Raw genomic sequence first — 17,559 nt, forward strand, 5'->3', positions numbered from 1 at the left:
CCCGAGCGCGTCGCTACAGGCTCGGCCCGAAGTCGGGTCCGCTGCTCGGGCTCGGACGGTGCTGGTCGCGGGTGAAGTCGTGCAGCTCTGCGGCACGCCGCGCCAGGGCCTCGGCTGCGACGCGCTCGGCCTCGGCTCGGGCCTCGACCTGGGCTGCGGCCTCGGCGACCGGCAGGGCTTCCAGCTCCGCGAGCTGGCGTCGCAGCGCCTCGGCCTGCTGCTGGGCGCTCTCGGCCTGGCGGCGCGGGCTGCCGGTGCTGTACGGCTTGCTGAACAGCCGCGTGTGCAGCATGGCCCGCTGCCGCTCCTGCCGGTCCCCGGCACGGCGCTGCTCCTGCCGGGCCTGCGCGTGCGTGCGCATGGCGTCGGCCAGCCGCGGGTCGGCCTCGGCCTGTTGCTCGGCCGCCGCCTGCGCCCACGCCGGCGCCTGCTCCGGCGTACGCGGGATCGAGCCCCACCGCTGCCGGGTCAGGTGCTCGGCCTCGTGGCGCTGGCGCTCGGCCTCGGTCAGCGCCCGGTCGGCGCTCCGACGCCTCAGCGCCCCGGCACGGCTCCTGGCGGCGATCGCCGTCTCGTGGCGCTCCCTGACCGCGAGGACCGCGGCGGCGTCCGTGCCGGCCTGCTCGACCAGCGGCGGGACGGCCTCGGCCCGTGCCGCCTCGACCTGCTGGGCGGCGGCCTCGACCTCGGCCAGCAGCGCCTCGGCCTCGACGCGGTGCGCGGCCGACTGGCGCTCCATCGCCTCGGCCGCCTCCGCCCACCGTGCCGCCTGGCGCTCGGCCTGCTCGATGCTCTGCCGCAGTCGGGTGCGCTCGGCGTTCACGACGCGCACCGGCCCGTCCGCGACGATGCCCGCGACGGCGGCCTGCGCCCGCTCGGTGGCCTCGCGCAGTCCGCGGTCGGCGCGGTCCCGCTCGAGCGCGGCCTGGAACTGCTCGCGCGCGTCCCCGAGGTCCGCGGCGACGACGTGCAGCCTGTTCTCCTCCTGCCCGCGGGTGAGGCCGACGTAGACGCCGGCCGCGTCGAGCGCGTCCGACAGGACGGTGTGCGACGCGGGGGCAGTCATGCCCTGGACGCCGTAGGCGGTCGCGGCGTAGGCCAGGTGCGCGTGCTCGGCGACGTACTCGGCGGGCAGATGCACGGTGCGCTGCTGCTTCCGCTGGCTCGCGGCGTCCCGCACCCACAGGCTGCCGTCGCCGCTGACGTGCTGGACGATCCAGGTCTGCCGGTTCGCCACGCCCATCTCCGAGTCGTTGCGGCGGGTCTGGATGAGGTCGCCGGCGCCGATGCTCAGGCCGTCCGCGCCGTCGATGGTGCGGGCGTCGTCGACCGCGCCCGCGCGCACCCGGTCCTCTCGGATCAGAGTGTTCAGTTCGCGCGCCTCGTCGTTGGTCGCCGCGGTGATCGCGGCTCCGTCGATCCGCTCGGCGGCGACCGCGGCGCGCAGCGCCTCGGTGTCCTCGTGGAGCCGCACGAGTCCGAGCGCGTGGAGCCGGTCGAACAACTCGGCCGGGTCGCGGCCGGTCCGCAGGGCGAGGGTGAGCTGCGCGTAGTCGGGGTCCGCGAAGCGGTGCAGGCTCGTCAGCGAGTAGACGCGGGGGACGAGCGCGGCCGCGATGTCGAGCACCCCGCCGCGCCCCACGGCGGGGAGCTGCGCCCGGTCCCCGACGAGTGCGAGCGTCGCGCCGGCCTCGTCCGCGACGGTCAGCAGGGCGAGGGCGGTGTCCTGGTCGAGCATCCCCGCCTCGTCCACCACAACCCGCTCGGCGGCGGCCAGTCGGTTCTCCTTCGCCGGGCCGCGGTAGGTCGCGCCCGTCACCGGGTCCGTGTCGCCCACGGCCAGCCGGGTCCAGACACCATCGGCGTTCCACCGGAACCCGTGGTCGTAGACGAGTGCCGCTACCGAGTCGGTCGGCACGCCCAGCTCGGCGGCGGCGACGTCGGCGGCCTTCTTCGTCGGGGTCACCACCCGCACCGAACGACCCTCCTGTCCGGCGGCGCGGATCGCAGCACCGAGCATGGTCGTCTTGCCCGCGCCCGCCGCGCCCTCGACCACGACGAGCGGCCGGGTGGAGGCGAGCGCGGCGGCGGCGCGCGCCTGGTCCGCATCCAGCCCCGGCTCCTGCACGCGCGGGGTTGCGCCGTGCACCGGCCGGGTGGCGCGTGCAGCCAGTCGGTCGCGCAGCTCCGTCTCGACGGCCACTACGTGCAGCGTCGTGAGGTGCGCAACATGCTCCAGCCGTGGCGCATCCGGCGGCAGGATCGAGAGGCAGTCGTCCGCCGCGAGCCGGGTCGTGATGGTGATGAACTCGCGCAGCTCCTCGCGGGTGGCGCGCACACCGGCCTCGGTGACGATGTGCGCCACCTGCTCCTGCACGTCATGCACGGTCCATGCGGATGCAGCAGCCGCGCAGCGGTCGAGCGCACGGGAGGCGACCTGTTGCACGGCCAGCTCGTCCAGCGTGCGCAGGGGTTGCACGGTGGCGCGCGGCAGGTCCGGGGTGTAGCCAGCCTCCTGCAACTCGCGCAACCAGCCGGCCTCGGAGCCGAGCACGCTGGGCTTCTTGCTCGGCCGCTCATGATCCCACGCCTTCGCGTGCAACCTGGCGCGCACCACCGGCCCCGTCTCCTGGCCGGGATGCGCGGCCTCCCACTCGGCCTCGAACTTGGCGAGGTTGCGCGCCACCTGCTGCCCGCGCTTGGACATGACCGCTTTCCACGGCACCAGCTCCGCGACCTCCCCGGTCACCGGGTCAAGGGTGAGACCGTGCGCGTCGAGCACCGCGGCGAGCTGCGGGTGCGCGGCGATGACCGCCGTGCCGAGGGCGCGGATCGCGCCCTGCTGCCGGAACAGCGCCGCGGTGTAGAGCCCGCGCCAGCGACCGGCCGCCCACACGCGCGTCCCGATCTGGAAGTGGATATGCCGGTGCGGGTCGCCCGCACGGGAGGTCTTGTGCGACACGGCCACGGTTTCGAGCTGCTCGATCGGCACGACCTCCTGCTTCCCGCGCGCGCCGACGCGGGTGACCGAGTGCTGGCCGAGCCAGGACCGGATCTCCGCAACCGCGTCCCGCTGGGCGGCGTCCAGGGCCTCGGACACCTCCGGGTGCAGGCCGGCGGCGACCGACAGGGACTTCGGGACGTTCACGACCATCTCCATGAACCGGGGCGACCCCCGGCCACCCTCGCCCCGCAGCCGGGGTCGGCCCATCGACTCCCCGGTGAGCGGGTTGATCCAGCCAACCCACTGGCGGTACTCCTCGGCGGTCAGCCCGAGCTCGCCGATCACTCGGCCCTCGGCGTCGACCGCCGTGAACTCGGCCAGGGCGGTCCCCGCCTCCAGGTAATACTCGTCCGCCCGCGCGCGGTCGGACTCCAGATAGCGCAGGGCATCCGAGCCTGTGCCCCGGAACGGGATCACGCCACCTTTCATGCCTTCGCCTCCTACCTAAGATAACAGCTACCATATCAGGTAGGATACGTCCATTCTTGTGAAGAAGTCAGAAATGAGCGAGTCCGGGGTCCGGTTGGCGGATCAGCGAACGTCAGAGGGTCAAGAGTTGGGGAGAGTGGACAGTGGTGAGGATCTCAGAGAGATGTGCCTGCATGCGGTGATAACTGCTGGGCCGCGACCTAGGTGTAGCGACCCGGGACGTTGTGTGCGTCGCGGGTAGGTGAAGACCTCCGGGACGATGTGGGTATCTGACAACTCGCATCGGTGACCGGAGGTCTTCGTGGTTCACGCTAATGCTCATTTGACGCCGAGGGGGCGGCTTCGGCTTGCTCGTGCGGTCGTTGTCGGCGGCTGGTCGCTCGCCCGGGCTGGGGAACGGTTCCAGTGTTCGCAGGCGACGGCGAAGAAGTGGGCCGATCGATACCGGGCGGGTCAGCCGATGACTGATCGCAGTTCCCGTCCGTATCGATCGCCGACCCAGCTTGACCGTCGCACGGAGCGGCGGATCGTCGCGATCCGCTTCAACCGGCGGTGGGGTGCTCGGCGGATCGCCTGGCATCTGGGGTTGAACCCGGCGACCGTGGGTCGGGTGCTTGCCCGCTATCGGATGCCGCGGCTGTCGCATCTGGACCGCAACACCGGGCTGCCCGTTCGGAAGCCGAAACCGATCCGGTACGAGGCGGCCGCGCCGGGCGATATCGTGCATGTCGATATCAAGAAACTGGGTCGGATCCCTGACGGTGGCGGCCACCGGATGCTCGGCCGTCACGCCGGACGCCGCAACCGCCGCGCCGGGACCGGCTACTCGTTCCTGCACCACGCGGTCGATGACTGCACCCGCCTGGCCTACTCCGAAGAGCTCGACGACGAACAGAAGGACACCGCCGCCGGGTTCTGGATCCGCGCCCGCGCTCACTTCGCCGAAGCCGGCCTCACCGTCAAAGCCGTCATGACCGACAACGGCTCCTGCTACCGCTCCCACGACTTCGCCGCGGCCCTCGGCGAGGGAGTCCGGCACATCCGCACCCGCCCCTACCGGCCACAGACGAACGGGAAAGTGGAGAGATTCAACCGCACCCTCGCCGCCGAGTGGGCCTACGCATCGACCTACCTCTCGAACGCGGCAAGATCAGCCACCTACGCCGACTGGCTCGAGGAATACAATCACCGACGACCCCACACCGCCCTCGGAGGCCACACCCCCACCTGCCGCCTTCACAACCTCACGGGTCGCTACACCTAGGGTGGTCGCCATGAGTGACAGCGACGTCTACGTCAGCCCCACCCGCGTCCCTGCCGGCATCGCCCTCCTGCTCGCCGTGCTTGGCACCGCCGCCATGTACGCCGGCTTCGTGCTCGGGGTTCCCGCCGCCCTCGACGGCAGCGGCAGCGGAGCGGGTGGATTCATCGTGCTGTTCCTCGCCGGAGCCGCGCTCGTGCTGGCGGCGCTGGTGATCTCGATCGTCTGCCTCGTGCGCGGTCTCGCGCGCGGCATCGCGATCCTGGCGCTGGTCGTCGCGCTGGTGCCGGTCGTCGGCGTCGTGATCCTGCGGATCGCGGCGGTGTCCTAACCCGCGGCGTCCTGACCCTCCGCCGCCTTGTACACCTTCGACCGCGGCACATAGCGCGCGGAGTTGCCGAGCAACCCCGCGACCTCCTCGTCAGTGAGCTCGCGGCGCACCTTGCCCGGGATGCCCGCGACGAGCGACTGCGGCGGCACGATCGTGCCCCTCGAGCACCACCACCTCGCGTGCCGTGGCAGACCACGAGCACCGCCTTGCCGGGAAGTCGGTGGCGATGCGGGTCAGGGCCACGACCCCGTGCACAGCGACGGAGTCGAGCGACGCTGCGCCCGGATACTCCCGGTCGGGCCAGCGCGCGATCGCGGCGGCGGCCGAGGTGCCCTCCAGCTCGCCGTAGTCGCGTTCGGCGAGCTTCGGATACGCGGTGCCGAACGGGGTGTTCAGCCCTTCCGCGATGATGCGGGCCGTCTCGCGGGCGCGCAGGAGCGGGAAGTTCACGACCGCATCCACGGCAGTGAGCGCAGGGTCATCGGGGTATCCGCCACCTATCGGTGTCCGGTGTTGTTGAGCCGGATGTCGCTCGATCCCTGGATGAGTCCCTCGGCGTTCCAGTCGGCCTGACAATGCCGGATGAACGCGACGATCATGACGTGAAGGCACCGATCACGCCGACCACGGGTCCAGACCGCCCCGGAGCCCACGACGACGAGCCTCACGGGCGCCACCAGCAGGAGGAACCGCGCCCGGTGGGCGAGGCGCCACGGCAGCACGCCCAGGTATCGCCGCGCGAATTCCCGGATCGCGGGGGTCGTCGATCGTCGGCGTTGTGATCCTGAGGATCGCAGCGACCGCCTGACTTCGGGGTGCTCGCCGAACGCTTCAGTGCCGGGAACGGCGCCGGTGACCCGCCCCTGCGGGCGGCGCAGCATCTTTTACACGCTGGAAATGTTCAGGCCATGCCCGCGCAACGACAGCCAGCGAGCATGGATCGTATACAAAACGCGAGAGATCGCGTCATGATTGCCGCGAGAATTGAGAGGCTTATGAAGACTTCAAGCCACCGCGATAGGCGTCTCGCCTGGGCGGGTGCGACCATGGTGGGGATGCTGACGATCGCCGGTTGTGCGGCGGAGCCATCGACCGAGGAAGAGTCCCTTCCGGTCGTGGCGACACAGCTGAACTGGGTCACCAACGTGGAGTTCGCCGGAATGTGGATCGCCGAGAGCGAGGGCTACTACGCGGAGGAGGGCATCGTCGCCGAATGGCTGCCGGGCGGCCCCAACGTCTCCAACACCGTTCAGATCGTCGCATCCGGTGACGCACCGATCGGACTCGATACGAACTTCACCTCGTTCATCGACGCCGTGTCGGAGGGAGCCGACGTGGTGCTCGTCGGTGCTGTCTACCAGGAGAGCCCATTGGCAATCCTGTCGCTCTCCGAGAACCCGATCAACTCGGTCGAGGACATGATCGGCAAGCGCATCGGAAGCCCCCAGGGGCAGCAGCGTGAACTGGATGCCATCTTCACCATCAACGGGCTAGAGCCGGATTACGAGTTCGTGCCGATCGGCTACGACGTGCAAGCGCTCGTGAACGGAGACGTCGACGGGATCACCGCCTTCGCCACCAACCAGGGACTCATCCTCGAAGAGCAGGGTGTGGACTACACCAGCGTGTCGTGGCAGGACCTGGGTCTGGATGTCTACTCCAACATGATCTTCGTCGACCGCACCTACCTGGAAGAGAACCGCGACCTGGTTGTCGCCTGGTTGCGGGCTACCGTGAAGGGCTGGGAGAAGAACGCCGACGACCCCGAAGTGGCCGCGCAGCTCGCGGTCGACGTGTGGGGAGCCGACCTGGGACTCTCGCTGAGCCAGCAGATCAAGGAGAACATCAATCAGATCCCGATGACGACGAGCGATCTCACCGCGGAGTCGGGTCTGTTGCGGATCTCGGCGGAGGACATCGAGCAGAAGATGTACCCGATCCTGCGGGCTGCGGGCATGACCGATCTTCCTGATGTCGCGACTTACGTTGACGAATCGCTGCTCGACGAGGTCTTCGGCGGATCGGCAACCCTGCTCCGATGACTGTGCAGGACCTCGGTCCGGTCGGCACGGCGACGCGGTCCCGAAAGACCATCGAGATCGTGATCGGCGTGCTCCTCTTCGCCTCGGCGTGGGAGATCATCGGCCGGACCGGGGTCCTCTCCACCTCCTGGCCACCCCTCACCGACGTGTTGTGGGTGATCGTCGATCCCGCGCGTGCGCCGAGGTTGTGGGGGGCGCTCGGGGTGACCGTCCAGGAGGGGCTTCTCGGCGGCGTGATCGGAATCAGCGCCGCGGTGGCGACCGCGGTGCTCTCCCGCCTGATGCCGGTCACGCGTCGCCCGGCGGAGCGCTTCGCGGTTCTCGTCGAGGCGGTTCCGGTCGTCGCCCTCGGCCCGCTGCTCATGGTCCTTCTGCCCCGCGCCGTCGTGCCCGCGGCGCTGGCGGCGACAGCGGCCTACTTCGCTGCCTTTGTCGTCATCTGCTCCGCGCTGTGGACCCGACGGGCGGCGCAGGAGGACCTGTTTGCCGTACTGGGTGCCCGGCGGATCGCGGTGCTCGCGCAGCTGGAAGCGCCCGCGGCGCTCCCAGCGGTGTTCGCGGCTCTTCAGCTGGCGATTCCCGCGGCCCTGTTGGGGGCGGTGATCGGCGAGTGGTTCGGCTCCGCCCGGGGCATCGGGCCCCTGCTGATCAACTCGATGCAGAACTACGACATCCCGTTGCTGTGGGCGGCGGGGGTCCTGACCGCAGTGCCCGCCAGCATCGTCTACGGCGGCGCTGCGTCACTCGCCCGGCGGAGCGCGGCGAGGTTCGGGCTGTGAACGCGCGCGTGACGGCTATCGGGCGAGCGGTCGCCCGGTTCGCCTGGGACAACGTGGCGGTCGTGGCGATCGTCGCCGCGTGGGCGCTGTGGGTCGTGATCGGGCAGGTCAACCGGGTCGTCATGCCCTCCCCGGCGAGTGTTCTCGCCGACCTGGTCGGACATCCGGATGCGTATCTTCCCGACCTCACGGTGAGCGCCGGGCTGGCCGCGACGGGTCTCGTCCTGGGACAACTGCTTGGCATCGGACTCGCCATCGCGGCCCATCTCTCAGGAGTCGTGCGTGCGGCGGTGCGGCCCGCGGTGCTGATCGTCCGCGCTGTTCCCATGGTGGCGATGGTTCCGATCTTCGCGCGGATTGTCGGTTACGGAACGCCGACCGTGCTGGTCGTCGCCACACTGGTCGCGTATTTTCCAGCGTTCGTCCTGGTGTCGCGCGGTCTGGCCTCCGCCTCGCGCAGCAAGCAGGACCTGCTGACGGTGCTGGGAGCCTCGAGATGGACGAGGTTCCGGCGGCTCGATCTCCCGGCCGCGGTCCCTTCGCTCTTGGAGGCGTTCCGGCTCTCTGCGGTCGGGTCGGTGGTCGGGGTGCTGCTCGCCGAGTTCGTCGTCGGGTCGTCGGGTCTCGGGCAGCTCTTCGTGGTGTCGCGGGTCTCCTACGACATGTCGCGATCCTGGGGTGCCGCCATCGTCGCCACAGTGCTCTCTCTCGCATTCTTCGGGCTGGCTTCGGCCGTGACGCGGTGGCTCGAAGCGGCTTATCACGACGGCAGTAATGGGAAGGGATGATCGTGAACGACAACATCGACGAGGCTTGGGTACGGACGGTACCCAAAGCCGAGGTCCACGTGCACCTGGACGGATGCATCGACCGGGAGGAGCTGATGCGACTGGCCGGCAAGTACGGGGTGCCCCTTCGCCGACCGGCCGAGCAGCTCTTCGATTTCGACGGACTCACCGAATTTCTCCAGTTCCTCGACTGGGGTGCGTCGCTGGTCAGGACCGCCGACGACGCGGCATCCGTCGCCTATCGGTTCGCCCAGAGGCAGGCGGCCAGCGGCATCCGCTACACCGACGTGATCATCAACCCGACCCACTGGGAGGCCTGGCGCGGAAATATCGCGGGACTCGTCGACGCCCTCGACGCCGGATGGCGAGAGGCGGAACAGGACGGACTCCCGTCGACTGGCCTGTGCCTGAGCTTGTTGCGCCAGCAATCCGCCGCTGAGGCCGATGAACTGCTGGATTGGATGCTGGAGCGGGACCATCCGCGGGTGGTCGCCCTGTCGATCGACGGCGACGAAGCGGTTGCCGGGCGTGTGTCCGCAAGGTTCGCCGACACTTTCCGCCGCGCGGCATCCCGTGGCATTTACCGGACCGTTCACGCAGGGGAGTCCAGTGGTCCCGAGGGTGTCCGCGATGCGATCGACCTCCTGATGGCCGATCGTATCGATCACGGCTTCCGCGCGATCGAGGAACCGGCGCTGGTCGCCGAGATCGCCGACCGAGGCATCCCGCTCGGCATCTGCCCGGGGTCGAACGTCGCTCTTGGATTTACCGAGAGCCGGGCCGCGCATCCAGTCGAGGAGTTGCGGCAAGCCGGGGTGCGGATCAGCCTCAACACCGACGACGGCACTGCCCTGGGATCGATTCTCGACCAGGAGTACGCCGCGACCGCGCGGGCGTTCGGCTGGCAGCGCGATGACCTTCTCGCCATCGCGCGAACATCGATCGAGTCGGCCTTCTGCGACGATGACCGTCGTAGCGCGCTGCTCGCGGAGCTCGATGCGGTGGCAGCCGGCGAGGAGGCGCGGGCATGAGCGCGGTGGCGATCGTTGACGCGCGAGTGCTGACGATGGACGATGAGCGCCGCGACCTCGAGCGGGCGACCGTGTTGGTCGAGGACGGCGAGATCGTCGCAGTGGGATCGAACGTCGAGATTCCCGTCGGCTCGCGGGTGATCGAGGCGGCGGGGCGCGCGGTGATCCCGGGACTCGTGAACGCGCACACCCATGTGCCGCAGATCCTGCTTCGCGGCGGCTACTCCCACGATCGGCCACTCTACGAGTGGCTCTACAACGTGCTGTACCCGGGCCTGAGCGTGTACGAGAACGACGACATCCGGTGCGCGACCTTGCTGTTCGCGACGGAGGCGTTGATGAACGGTGTGACGACGATCGTTGACAACGAGGATGCTGGAACGCGTTCCATGGTCTCCACCGCGGCGAGCACTGTCGAGGCCCTCGTCGAGAGCGGCATCCGCGCTGTATACGCTCGCATGTTCGCCGACCAGCCTGCGCCGGGTTTCGAGGATTATCTCGGCGCGGTCCGTGCGAAGGCCCCGGACGTTCCGGACAGCGACATCTTCGTCGACACCGATCGCGTCTTGGCCGACCTCGATGAGATCGTGCGGAGGTACGACAGGGCCGGTGAGGGTCGGATCCGAGTGTGGCCGTCGCCGGCGATCCCCGGAATCGTCTCCCGACGCGCCCTGCAGCGGAGCCGACAGATCGCGCGCGAGCGCGGAACCATGTGGACGATGCACGTCGCCGAGGACGAGCGGGAGCGCGTGCAGCACATGATGGGCGCGGTCGAGTATCTCGACAGCGTCGGTGCGCTCGATGAGAGGTTGCTCGCGGCGCACTGCATCGACGTCTCCGATCGTGAGATCCGGTTGCTCGCAGAATCGGGCACCCGGGTATCGACGCAGCCGGCGAGCAACGCCTTTCTAGGCGCCGGGGTCGCGCCGGTTCCGCGAATGCTCCGGGCGGGCATCCCGATGGGGATCGGCACGGACGATGCGAACTGCTCGGATGCGGTCGATCTCTTCGGTTCGATGAAGCTCCTGGCGCTCCTGCACCGCGCGGTGAGTCGTGACCCGGGGGCGATCAGTCCGCAGCGGGTCGTGGAAATGGCAACGATCGAGGGAGCGCGGGTTCTGGGTATGGATGACCTGATCGGATCGATCGAGGTCGGCAAGCGCGCCGACCTCGTCATCCTTGATCTGGAGGAGCCGCGGATGACGCCCGCGGCCGACTTGTACGCGGCGCTCGTATTCTTGCAACCCACGGTCGCGGTACGTACCGTGATAGTCGACGGTCGGGTCGTCGTCGAACGCGGCGTTCCTACCTTCCTTGGCGCTGACGGCGACCTCGCGGCCCTGGTGCGGGAGGCCTCGGAGCGTTCCCGCGGCATCGCGGACCGCGCACGACTCCAGGTGGGCCGATGAACGCCGGCGCGCCTCTCGGGCGCAGCGTGCGGGTCGAGGCGGTCTCGAAGTCGTTCCGGCTGAAGCGCGGAGCGTCGGTCCAGGCGATCAAGCGGGTAGACCTGGAGATCGCCGAGGGGGAGTTCGTCGCGCTCATCGGCCCGTCGGGCTCGGGGAAGTCGACGATCTTGCGGATGATTGCCGGACTTGACGAGCCGACTTCGGGGTCCGTGACGATCGCCGGTGAGCATCCGCGAGTCCTCGCGCGCGATCATCGCCTGGGTGTCGCGTTCCAGGACCACGCACTGCTGCCGTGGTTGACGGTGCGCAAGAACATTGAGCTCCCTTTCCGAGTCGCGGGCCGTGACGTCGATCGGCACCAGGTAGATGATCTGATCGACTTGGTCGGACTCCGGGGCTTCGCCGATGCGCGCCCGTCCCAGCTTTCCGGCGGGATGCGTCAACGAGTCTCGATCGCGCGGGCTCTGGCTCTGGATCCCTCCGTTCTGCTTCTGGACGAGCCGTTCGGAGCGCTCGACGCGGTGACGCGACGACGACTCAATGTGGAGCTGCAGGCGGTGTGGACGCGGTTGCGCATCACGACGCTCCTCGTCACGCACAGCGTCGAGGAGGCGGTGTTCCTCGCCGACCGAGTCGTCGTGCTGAGCGCCAGACCGGCGCAGGTCGCCGATGTCGTCGAAGTGGGGTTCGAGCGACCCCGTGAGCCGGATCTGCTGCGGGATGATCGCTTGCATCGCATCGTCGACGGGCTGAACGCGCGACTGGACGCGACGGAGGCGGAATCGTCCGCAAGCGGGGGAGCATCCAGCTGAGGCGACCGGAACTCGGCATCTGGCGGGGTTGGTCCCTAGAGTGAGGAGCATGGCTTCTCGTGCTGGGCTTCCCCTGCGCGACGTGATTGCCGCCGCGATCCGGGGACGGATCATCGATGGCTCGTACGTTCCCGGCAGCCGGCTTCGCGAGGAGGAGATTGCTTCCGATTTCGACGTCTCCCGAGTACCCGTGCGCGAGGCCTTTCAGGTGCTGGAGCAGCAGCGCTTTCTCGAGTTGCGCAAATACAAGGGTGCAATAGTCGCCCAGCCCGAGTCATCGGGCACCCGCGAGCTCATCGCGATCCGCGCCGAACTCGAGGCGATGGCGGCGCGGCTTGCCGCGGCTGCCCACGGAGGGGCGATGGCACGCGAACTTCGATCTCTTACAGAAGAGGGCAGCACCCTCGACCCGGTGACCGAACCCGAGCGCCATTCGGAGCTGGTGGAGCGATTCCACGACACGGTGGCGATTGCTTCCGGAAATCGAGAACTCGTCGAGATGCTGAGGACGCTGCGCAGCCGCCTCAGTTGGATATTCGGAGCGGAGCTGGCTGCGCGCGCTGCCGGGTCGTGGGATGAGCATCGCGACATCTGCGCGTCGATTCTCGGCGGCGAGGAGGCCGCGGCTCATCTCATGCGCGAGCACGTCCTCGGCGACCTTGCGTTCTTCGACGAGCTCATCCGTCGCTGAGGTTTAACACGGCGGTAACACTCCGACGCCGGCCCTCTCCGGTAGGTCGTATACGATCGAGGTGAGCAAGGGAGTCATAGTGACCACGACAACACCGCAGGCGATCCAGGCGGATCCCTATGCCTGGCCGTGGCACGGTCAACTCGATCTCACGCGCACGGCTCTGCTCTGCATCGACTGGCAGGTCGACTTCTGCGGCAGCGGTGGATTCATTGATTCGCTGGGCTATGACATCAGCCTGACCCGTGCGGCGATAGAACCCACCCAAAGAGTGCTTGGGCGGGCGCGCGAACTCGGGCTGACGGTGATCCACACGCGAGAAGGGCACCGCCCCGATCTCTCTGATCTGCCCGACACCAAGAGGTGGCGTTCCGCCAGTCAGGGGGTCGAGATCGGGTCCGTCGGGCCTCTGGGACGCGTGCTGATTCGAGGCGAGGCTGGGTGGGAGATCATCCCCGAGTTGGCCCCGCTTGCGGGTGAGACGGTCATCGACAAGCCCGGCAAAGGTGCGTTCTACGCCACCGACCTCGAGCACATTCTGCGCATGGCGGGGATTACCGATCTGCTGATTACGGGGTTGACCACCGATGTCTGCGTGTCGACCACAATCAGGGAGGCCAACGATCGCGGGTTCGAGGTACTCGTGCTGTCGGATTGCACGGCCGCGACCGATCGCGCCCGGCACTTGCAGACGATCGAGATCCTCACGATGCAGGGCGGCTTGTTCGCGGCTGTCGCTTCATCGGACTCCGTCCTCGCCGCGCTGGGTGCGGAATCGCTCCCGGCCGACGACCGGACGCGCTGATGTATGTCGATCTGACGGTCGTGCCGGTTGCTGCCCCCGACGACGCCCCGGTCGACAGGGTGTTCGGGCGAAGGGTCCTTGCCGTCATCGGAAAGACGGAGGGGAACGGCGGCGTTAACGACTTCAGCCGGGCTCTCGCGACTCGCGCCTGGACCGAGGGGCTCTCGGAACCGGCGTTGACCGTCATGTCGGGCGGCACTGAGGGAGTCCTCAGCCCGCATGTCACCGTGGTTTCGGAGGGTTCGACATCAGGCAACGGGCGACTTGCGGCGGGGTTCGCGCAGACCCCTCGGTTATCTGTCGAAGGGCTCGGGCGCCGAGAGCAGGTCGACGCGGTCGCTGCGGCGACGCTCGAAGCGTGCCGCAACGGAGGCTTTGATCCACGCAACGCCCACATGGTGCTCGTGAAATGCCCTTTGCTGACGACCGAGCAGATCGTGTCAGCGAGAGGCGGGGCCGTGACGGATGATCCCTACCTATCGATGGCGCGATCCCGAGCGGCTAGCTCGCTGGGCGTCGCGCTCGCGTGCGGAGAGATCGGCGGAGTCGAAGCGGACCAAGGCCTCGCAGGCGATCCTTCTGTCTGGTCGGCGGTCGCTTCGGCTTCCGCCGGTATCGAGCTCGACCGGTGCCTCGTGCTGGCGTTCGGGTCTCGACTCGACCCCGGCGGACAGCTGAACGCTGAGACGGTGGTCATGCACGACGCGATCGACGTGGAGGAGATCGTCGCGCTCCGCGATCGCATCCGAGCCGCCGGCGGCACCATCGTGCAGGTCTTCGCGAAGGCCGAGGCGAGTCCGGACGGGCGGATCCGAGGGTTACGGCACACGATGCTCACCGACACCGACCTCTCGTCGACACGACACGCGCGCGCGGCCGTAGGAGGCCTTCTAGCGGGGGTGTTCGGGCGCACATCGATCTACGTCTCCGGAGGCGCCGAGAACCAAGGGCCACCTGGAGGAGGTCCGGTGACGGTGGTGTGGCAGGAACCCACGGGCGGAGGTGAGACGAGGCGATGACGAGCAGATTCGGGCCGGTAGCGGCCACACCGTACGCGTGGCCGTTCGACGGAACGTTCTCCGCCCAGTCGACCGCGCTCCTGTGTATCGACTGGCAGGTGGACTTCTGCGGGGTCGGTGGCTACGTCGACCGCATGGGGTACGACCTCACACTCACCCGACGCGGACTCGCGCCCACAGCGCGGATCCTCGGTTCCGCTCGCGCGGCAGGCCTCCAGGTGATCCATACTCGCGAGGGTCATCGGGCGGATCTCTCGGACTGCCCGCCCAACAAACTCTGGCGCTCGCAGCAGATCGGTGCCGAGATCGGGTCGTCAGGACCGGGAGGACGCATCCTCGTACGCGGGGAACCCGGGTGGCAGATTGTGCCCGAAGTGGCACCTCTCGTGGGCGAGATCGTCATCGACAAGCCTGGCAAGGGGGCGTTCTACGGAACCGATCTCGACGTGATCTTGCGCACTCGGGGGATCACTCATCTGATTCTGACGGGGATCACAACCGACGTCTGCGTGCACACGACGATGCGGGAGGCGAACGATCGCGGCTACGAGTGCCTTCTGCTCAGTGACTGCACAGGCGCCACCGATCACGGAAACTACGAGGCGGCGCTGAAGATGATCACCATGCAGGGGGGTGTTTTCGGTGCGGTCGCGGAGTCGTCGGCGCTGGATGACGCGTTCGGTAAGGGATCCGCGCGGTGATCTCTCCTCGCATGGAGATCGCCCGCCTCCACTCCGCGTACCGGCGGGGAACCTGCACACCTCGCGATGTGGCGGAGCGCACTCTGGCTGCGATCGATGCGCGAGGACGTGACGGAGTCTGGATCTCGGTCTCCGATCGACTCGTCCGAGATGCTGAAGCACTCGATCCTGCCGATCGCGATCGTCTTCCGCTCTGGGGCATCCCCTTCGCGGTCAAAGACAACATGGACGTCGAGGGGTGGGCGACGACGGCGGCGTGCCCGTCTTTCGCCTACAGCCCCCAGCAGTCGGCACCCGTGGTTCGCGACCTGATCGCGGCAGGCGCGATCCTCGTCGGCAAGACCAACCTGGACCAGTTCGCTACCGGTCTGAACGGTACCCGTTCTCCTTACGGGACGCCCTCCTCGGCCCACGATAGCTCCCTCATCTCCGGCGGGTCGTCATCAGGATCCGCGGTAGCTGTTGCGGCGGGCCTGGTTGCGTTTTCTCTGGCGACCGATACCGCGGGGTCCGGGCGCGTTCCCGCGGCGTTGAACGGGGTCGTCGGTCTCAAGCCGAGTGTGGGCCTTGTCAGCACTCGCGGTGTCGTGCCGGCGTGCCGGTCGCTCGATTGCGTTTCGGTGATGGCGAACTCGGTTGCCGACGCAGCCATCGTGGCTCAGGTGATCGCCGGCTTCGATGATCAGGACCCCTGGTCGCGCCCGCTCCCGGTTCCTTCCGCCCGGGTTGCTTCGGTCTCGCTCGCCGGAGTCCGCCTGGGCGTGCCTGAGGTTGTCGCCGGATGGGGCGAGCGTGGCGAGGAGGACGCGTGGAGTCGGGTCCGTGCCGACCTCGTCCGAGCCGGAGCCGAACTGGTTGAGATCGACTACACCCCGCTTCTCGAGGCAGGTCGTCACCTGTATGGCGGTGCGTGGCTTGCTGAGCGCGCGACCGCCGTCTCGGTCGCGCTCGAGGAGGACCGAGACGACGTCGACCCGGTCGTGCGCCAGATCTTGGCGGGCGCCGGTGCGATGTCGGCCGCACAGGTCTGGTCGAGTATGCACCGCGTGTGGGAGTTGCGGCGGGAGGCGGATGACATCCTCCGTTCGGTCGATGCTCTGCTCACTCCCACGGTGACGAAGACCTACACGGTCGAGCAGATGCGCGCTGACCCCGTCGAACTCAACGCGCAATTGGGTACCTACACGACCTTTACCAACCTGCTCGACATGTGCGCCATCGCGGTCCCGGCGGGGAGTACGGCGGCGCACGTCCCCTTCGGTGTCACCCTTCATGGGCCTTCCGGTGCCGACCAGGAACTCGCAGGGCTGGCGTCGGCGCTCGCGGATGCGGTCGACCAGGACTCGCTGATGGAGGTCGCCGTCGTCGGCGCCCATCTCGAGGGGTTCGGACTTCATCACCAAATCACCGATCGCGGCGGGCTCCTGAGCCGGCGCACGATGACCGCACCCCGGTACCGGCTCTACGCGCTCCCCGGCGACGAGCCGCGACGTCCCGGGCTGGTGACCGATCTACGAGAAGGCGCTCGTATCGAGGTCGAGGTCTATCGGCTTCCGACTGCTACCGTCGGGTCCTTTCTCCGCGGTGTGAGTGCACCGTTGGCGATCGGCACGCTCGAGCTCGACGACGGCACCGCCGTCCACGGATTCGTCTGCGATCCGACGGCGCTCGAGGGAGCGCGTGACATCACCGCGTACGGCGGGTGGCGCTCGTATATGGCCGCGGCGGCCGATGATCTCAACAGGGCGGCCGATGCCAGCTGACGACGTCCCGATCCTCGCGGTTCACGGGGTCGCGGCCTCACCTGCCGTCTGGGATCCTCTGAAGCGCTTGATTCCACAGCTCCGGGCGCTTCGTCGCCCGAAGACCGGTCGGTTGGAGGACGAGATCGAGTGGCTGGCCGAGTATGCGGCGGGCGCGGTCTTCGTGGGGATGTCAGGCGGGGCAACCCTCGGTCTCGCGCTCGCGGGCATGGGTGCCGCGTGCCATGGATTCGTCCTCCATGAGCCGGCGGCGGGGAACCTGGTGCCGGACCTTCTCTCCCCGACCGCCGAGGCCTTTCGCCGTGGCGGGACGACAGCGGTGGGTAAGGCGCTCTATGGCAGGAGGTGGTCGGTCGACCTGCTCGATGACCACGGAGACGTCGACGCGACGACGGCGAAGGAGATCGCCATGTTCCGCAGCTTTCAGCCTCGACGTCGACCGGTCGGGGGACCCCGATGCGTGGTCACGACGGGGTCTCGGTCGGCTGCGCCCAGGCACCATGTTGCGAGAGAGCTGCGGCGGCTGGGCTACGAGACTCGCACCATCGAAGGCTCCCGGCACTTCGTCACATACGAGCAGCCCGCGAGGCTGGCCGCCCTGGTGCGCGAGGTCGCCGGATTGGATGCGCCCGGGCATCCGGGGATCGATGACGGAGGTTCGGGGTGGGCGAGGTTCTGGTGGTGACCTCGCGGC

Annotated in this window: 17 protein-coding genes and 1 pseudogene; 14 read left to right on the forward strand and 4 right to left on the reverse strand. The window is 68.6% G+C overall.

The window, feature by feature from the left end; all coding sequences use genetic code 11:
* Positions 1–13: 13 nt before the first annotated feature.
* Positions 14–3,433 carry a MobF family relaxase gene (gene mobF / locus ACIQ0W_RS10415; RefSeq protein WP_228178104.1) on the reverse strand — a complete coding sequence of 1,140 codons (3,420 nt, stop codon included), beginning with the start codon at positions 3,431–3,433 and terminating at the stop codon, positions 14–16.
* 301 nt (positions 3,434–3,734) lie between these two features.
* Here mobF and ACIQ0W_RS10420 point away from each other — a divergent pair, with 301 nt between their 5' ends.
* Both ACIQ0W_RS10420 and ACIQ0W_RS10425 read left to right on the forward strand, forming a co-directional pair.
* Positions 3,735–4,697, forward strand: coding sequence for an IS481 family transposase (locus ACIQ0W_RS10420; RefSeq protein WP_195691676.1), 963 nt, complete (start codon positions 3,735–3,737; stop codon positions 4,695–4,697).
* A gap of 10 nt (positions 4,698–4,707) precedes the next feature.
* On the forward strand, positions 4,708–5,025 hold the full coding sequence (locus ACIQ0W_RS10425; RefSeq protein ID WP_195691675.1) for a hypothetical protein: 318 nt from the start codon (positions 4,708–4,710) through the stop codon (positions 5,023–5,025).
* Here the strand turns inward: ACIQ0W_RS10425 and ACIQ0W_RS10430 are convergent.
* From ACIQ0W_RS10430 to ACIQ0W_RS10440, 3 genes and pseudogenes are all read right to left on the reverse strand, one after another.
* Positions 5,022–5,183 (reverse strand): annotated as a pseudogene (locus ACIQ0W_RS10430) (gamma carbonic anhydrase family protein); the annotation flags it as partial. The gene ACIQ0W_RS10425 and the pseudogene ACIQ0W_RS10430 overlap by 4 nt on opposite strands.
* Positions 5,116–5,637: a histidine phosphatase family protein gene (locus ACIQ0W_RS10435; RefSeq protein ID WP_374198017.1), complete on the reverse strand. Its 522-nt coding sequence runs from the start codon at positions 5,635–5,637 to the stop codon at positions 5,116–5,118. The pseudogene ACIQ0W_RS10430 and the gene ACIQ0W_RS10435, both read right to left, overlap by 68 nt.
* Positions 5,523–5,906, reverse strand: coding sequence for a histidine phosphatase family protein (locus ACIQ0W_RS10440; RefSeq protein WP_267189647.1), 384 nt, complete (start codon positions 5,904–5,906; stop codon positions 5,523–5,525). Before ACIQ0W_RS10440 ends, ACIQ0W_RS10435 begins: the two co-directional genes overlap by 115 nt.
* A gap of 114 nt (positions 5,907–6,020) precedes the next feature.
* On the opposite strand from ACIQ0W_RS10440, the gene ACIQ0W_RS10445 reads away from it, so the two are divergent.
* The 12 genes from ACIQ0W_RS10445 (at position 6,021) to ACIQ0W_RS10500 (ending at position 17,550) form a co-directional block, all read left to right on the forward strand.
* Positions 6,021–7,067: an ABC transporter substrate-binding protein gene (locus tag ACIQ0W_RS10445; RefSeq protein ID WP_195691674.1), complete on the forward strand. Its 1,047-nt coding sequence runs from the start codon at positions 6,021–6,023 to the stop codon at positions 7,065–7,067.
* Positions 7,064–7,846 carry an ABC transporter permease gene (locus ACIQ0W_RS10450; RefSeq protein ID WP_195691673.1) on the forward strand — a complete coding sequence of 261 codons (783 nt, stop codon included), beginning with the start codon at positions 7,064–7,066 and terminating at the stop codon, positions 7,844–7,846. Before ACIQ0W_RS10445 ends, ACIQ0W_RS10450 begins: the two co-directional genes overlap by 4 nt.
* Positions 7,843–8,634 (forward strand): ABC transporter permease, encoded by a 792-nt coding sequence (locus tag ACIQ0W_RS10455; protein WP_195691672.1) that lies wholly within the window; start codon positions 7,843–7,845, stop codon positions 8,632–8,634. The genes ACIQ0W_RS10450 and ACIQ0W_RS10455 overlap by 4 nt, the downstream gene beginning before the upstream one ends.
* Positions 8,635–8,636: 2 nt before the next feature.
* Entirely contained in the window at positions 8,637–9,665 is a 1,029-nt protein-coding gene (gene add, locus ACIQ0W_RS10460) for an adenosine deaminase (protein ID WP_228178106.1), read from the forward strand.
* Complete coding sequence (locus tag ACIQ0W_RS10465) at positions 9,662–11,074, forward strand: amidohydrolase family protein (RefSeq protein ID WP_195691670.1); 1,413 nt, start codon at positions 9,662–9,664, stop codon at positions 11,072–11,074. The genes add and ACIQ0W_RS10465 overlap by 4 nt, the downstream gene beginning before the upstream one ends.
* Positions 11,071–11,886, forward strand: a complete 816-nt coding sequence (locus ACIQ0W_RS10470) for an ABC transporter ATP-binding protein (RefSeq protein WP_228178107.1) — start codon at positions 11,071–11,073, stop codon at positions 11,884–11,886. Before ACIQ0W_RS10465 ends, ACIQ0W_RS10470 begins: the two co-directional genes overlap by 4 nt.
* A 49-nt stretch (positions 11,887–11,935) precedes the next feature.
* A complete protein-coding gene (locus tag ACIQ0W_RS10475; RefSeq protein ID WP_195691669.1) occupies positions 11,936–12,577 on the forward strand; it encodes a GntR family transcriptional regulator in 642 nt (213 codons plus the stop codon).
* Positions 12,578–12,656: 79 nt separating this feature from the next.
* The gene (locus tag ACIQ0W_RS10480) at positions 12,657–13,382 is read left to right on the forward strand and encodes a cysteine hydrolase family protein (protein ID WP_195691668.1); all 726 of its coding nucleotides are present in this window, start codon (positions 12,657–12,659) and stop codon (positions 13,380–13,382) included.
* Complete coding sequence (locus tag ACIQ0W_RS10485; RefSeq protein ID WP_195691667.1) at positions 13,382–14,401, forward strand: ring-opening amidohydrolase; 1,020 nt, start codon at positions 13,382–13,384, stop codon at positions 14,399–14,401. Before ACIQ0W_RS10480 ends, ACIQ0W_RS10485 begins: the two co-directional genes overlap by 1 nt.
* Positions 14,398–15,102, forward strand: a complete 705-nt coding sequence (locus ACIQ0W_RS10490) for a cysteine hydrolase family protein (RefSeq protein WP_228178108.1) — start codon at positions 14,398–14,400, stop codon at positions 15,100–15,102. The genes ACIQ0W_RS10485 and ACIQ0W_RS10490 overlap by 4 nt, the downstream gene beginning before the upstream one ends.
* Positions 15,099–16,865 carry an allophanate hydrolase gene (atzF, locus tag ACIQ0W_RS10495; RefSeq protein WP_286932984.1) on the forward strand — a complete coding sequence of 589 codons (1,767 nt, stop codon included), beginning with the start codon at positions 15,099–15,101 and terminating at the stop codon, positions 16,863–16,865. The genes ACIQ0W_RS10490 and atzF overlap by 4 nt, the downstream gene beginning before the upstream one ends.
* The gene (locus tag ACIQ0W_RS10500; protein WP_396642736.1) at positions 16,855–17,550 is read left to right on the forward strand and encodes an alpha/beta fold hydrolase; all 696 of its coding nucleotides are present in this window, start codon (positions 16,855–16,857) and stop codon (positions 17,548–17,550) included. The genes atzF and ACIQ0W_RS10500 overlap by 11 nt, the downstream gene beginning before the upstream one ends.
* Positions 17,551–17,559 lie beyond the last annotated feature (9 nt).

This window comes from Microbacterium sp. (assembly GCF_044340635.1).
Lineage (GTDB): Bacteria > Actinomycetota > Actinomycetes > Actinomycetales > Microbacteriaceae > Microbacterium.

Bases quoted from the DNA above. Each gene is read 5' to 3' on its own strand.
- ACIQ0W_RS10450 (WP_195691673.1), top strand. From the start codon at position 7,064: ATGACTGTGCAGGACCTCGGTCCGGTCGGCACGGCGACGCGGTCCCGA.
- ACIQ0W_RS10470 (WP_228178107.1), top strand. From the start codon at position 11,071: ATGAACGCCGGCGCGCCTCTCGGGCGCAGCGTGCGGGTCGAGGCGGTC.
- ACIQ0W_RS10485 (WP_195691667.1), top strand. From the start codon at position 13,382: ATGTATGTCGATCTGACGGTCGTGCCGGTTGCTGCCCCCGACGACGCC.
- ACIQ0W_RS10500 (WP_396642736.1), top strand. From the start codon at position 16,855: ATGCCAGCTGACGACGTCCCGATCCTCGCGGTTCACGGGGTCGCGGCC.
- ACIQ0W_RS10465 (WP_195691670.1), top strand. From the start codon at position 9,662: ATGAGCGCGGTGGCGATCGTTGACGCGCGAGTGCTGACGATGGACGAT.
- ACIQ0W_RS10425 (WP_195691675.1), top strand. From the start codon at position 4,708: ATGAGTGACAGCGACGTCTACGTCAGCCCCACCCGCGTCCCTGCCGGC.
- ACIQ0W_RS10445 (WP_195691674.1), top strand. From the start codon at position 6,021: ATGAAGACTTCAAGCCACCGCGATAGGCGTCTCGCCTGGGCGGGTGCG.
- ACIQ0W_RS10440 (WP_267189647.1), bottom strand. From the start codon at position 5,906: ATGCTGCGCCGCCCGCAGGGGCGGGTCACCGGCGCCGTTCCCGGCACT.
- ACIQ0W_RS10490 (WP_228178108.1), top strand. From the start codon at position 14,398: ATGACGAGCAGATTCGGGCCGGTAGCGGCCACACCGTACGCGTGGCCG.
- ACIQ0W_RS10475 (WP_195691669.1), top strand. From the start codon at position 11,936: ATGGCTTCTCGTGCTGGGCTTCCCCTGCGCGACGTGATTGCCGCCGCG.
- mobF (WP_228178104.1), bottom strand. From the start codon at position 3,433: ATGAAAGGTGGCGTGATCCCGTTCCGGGGCACAGGCTCGGATGCCCTG.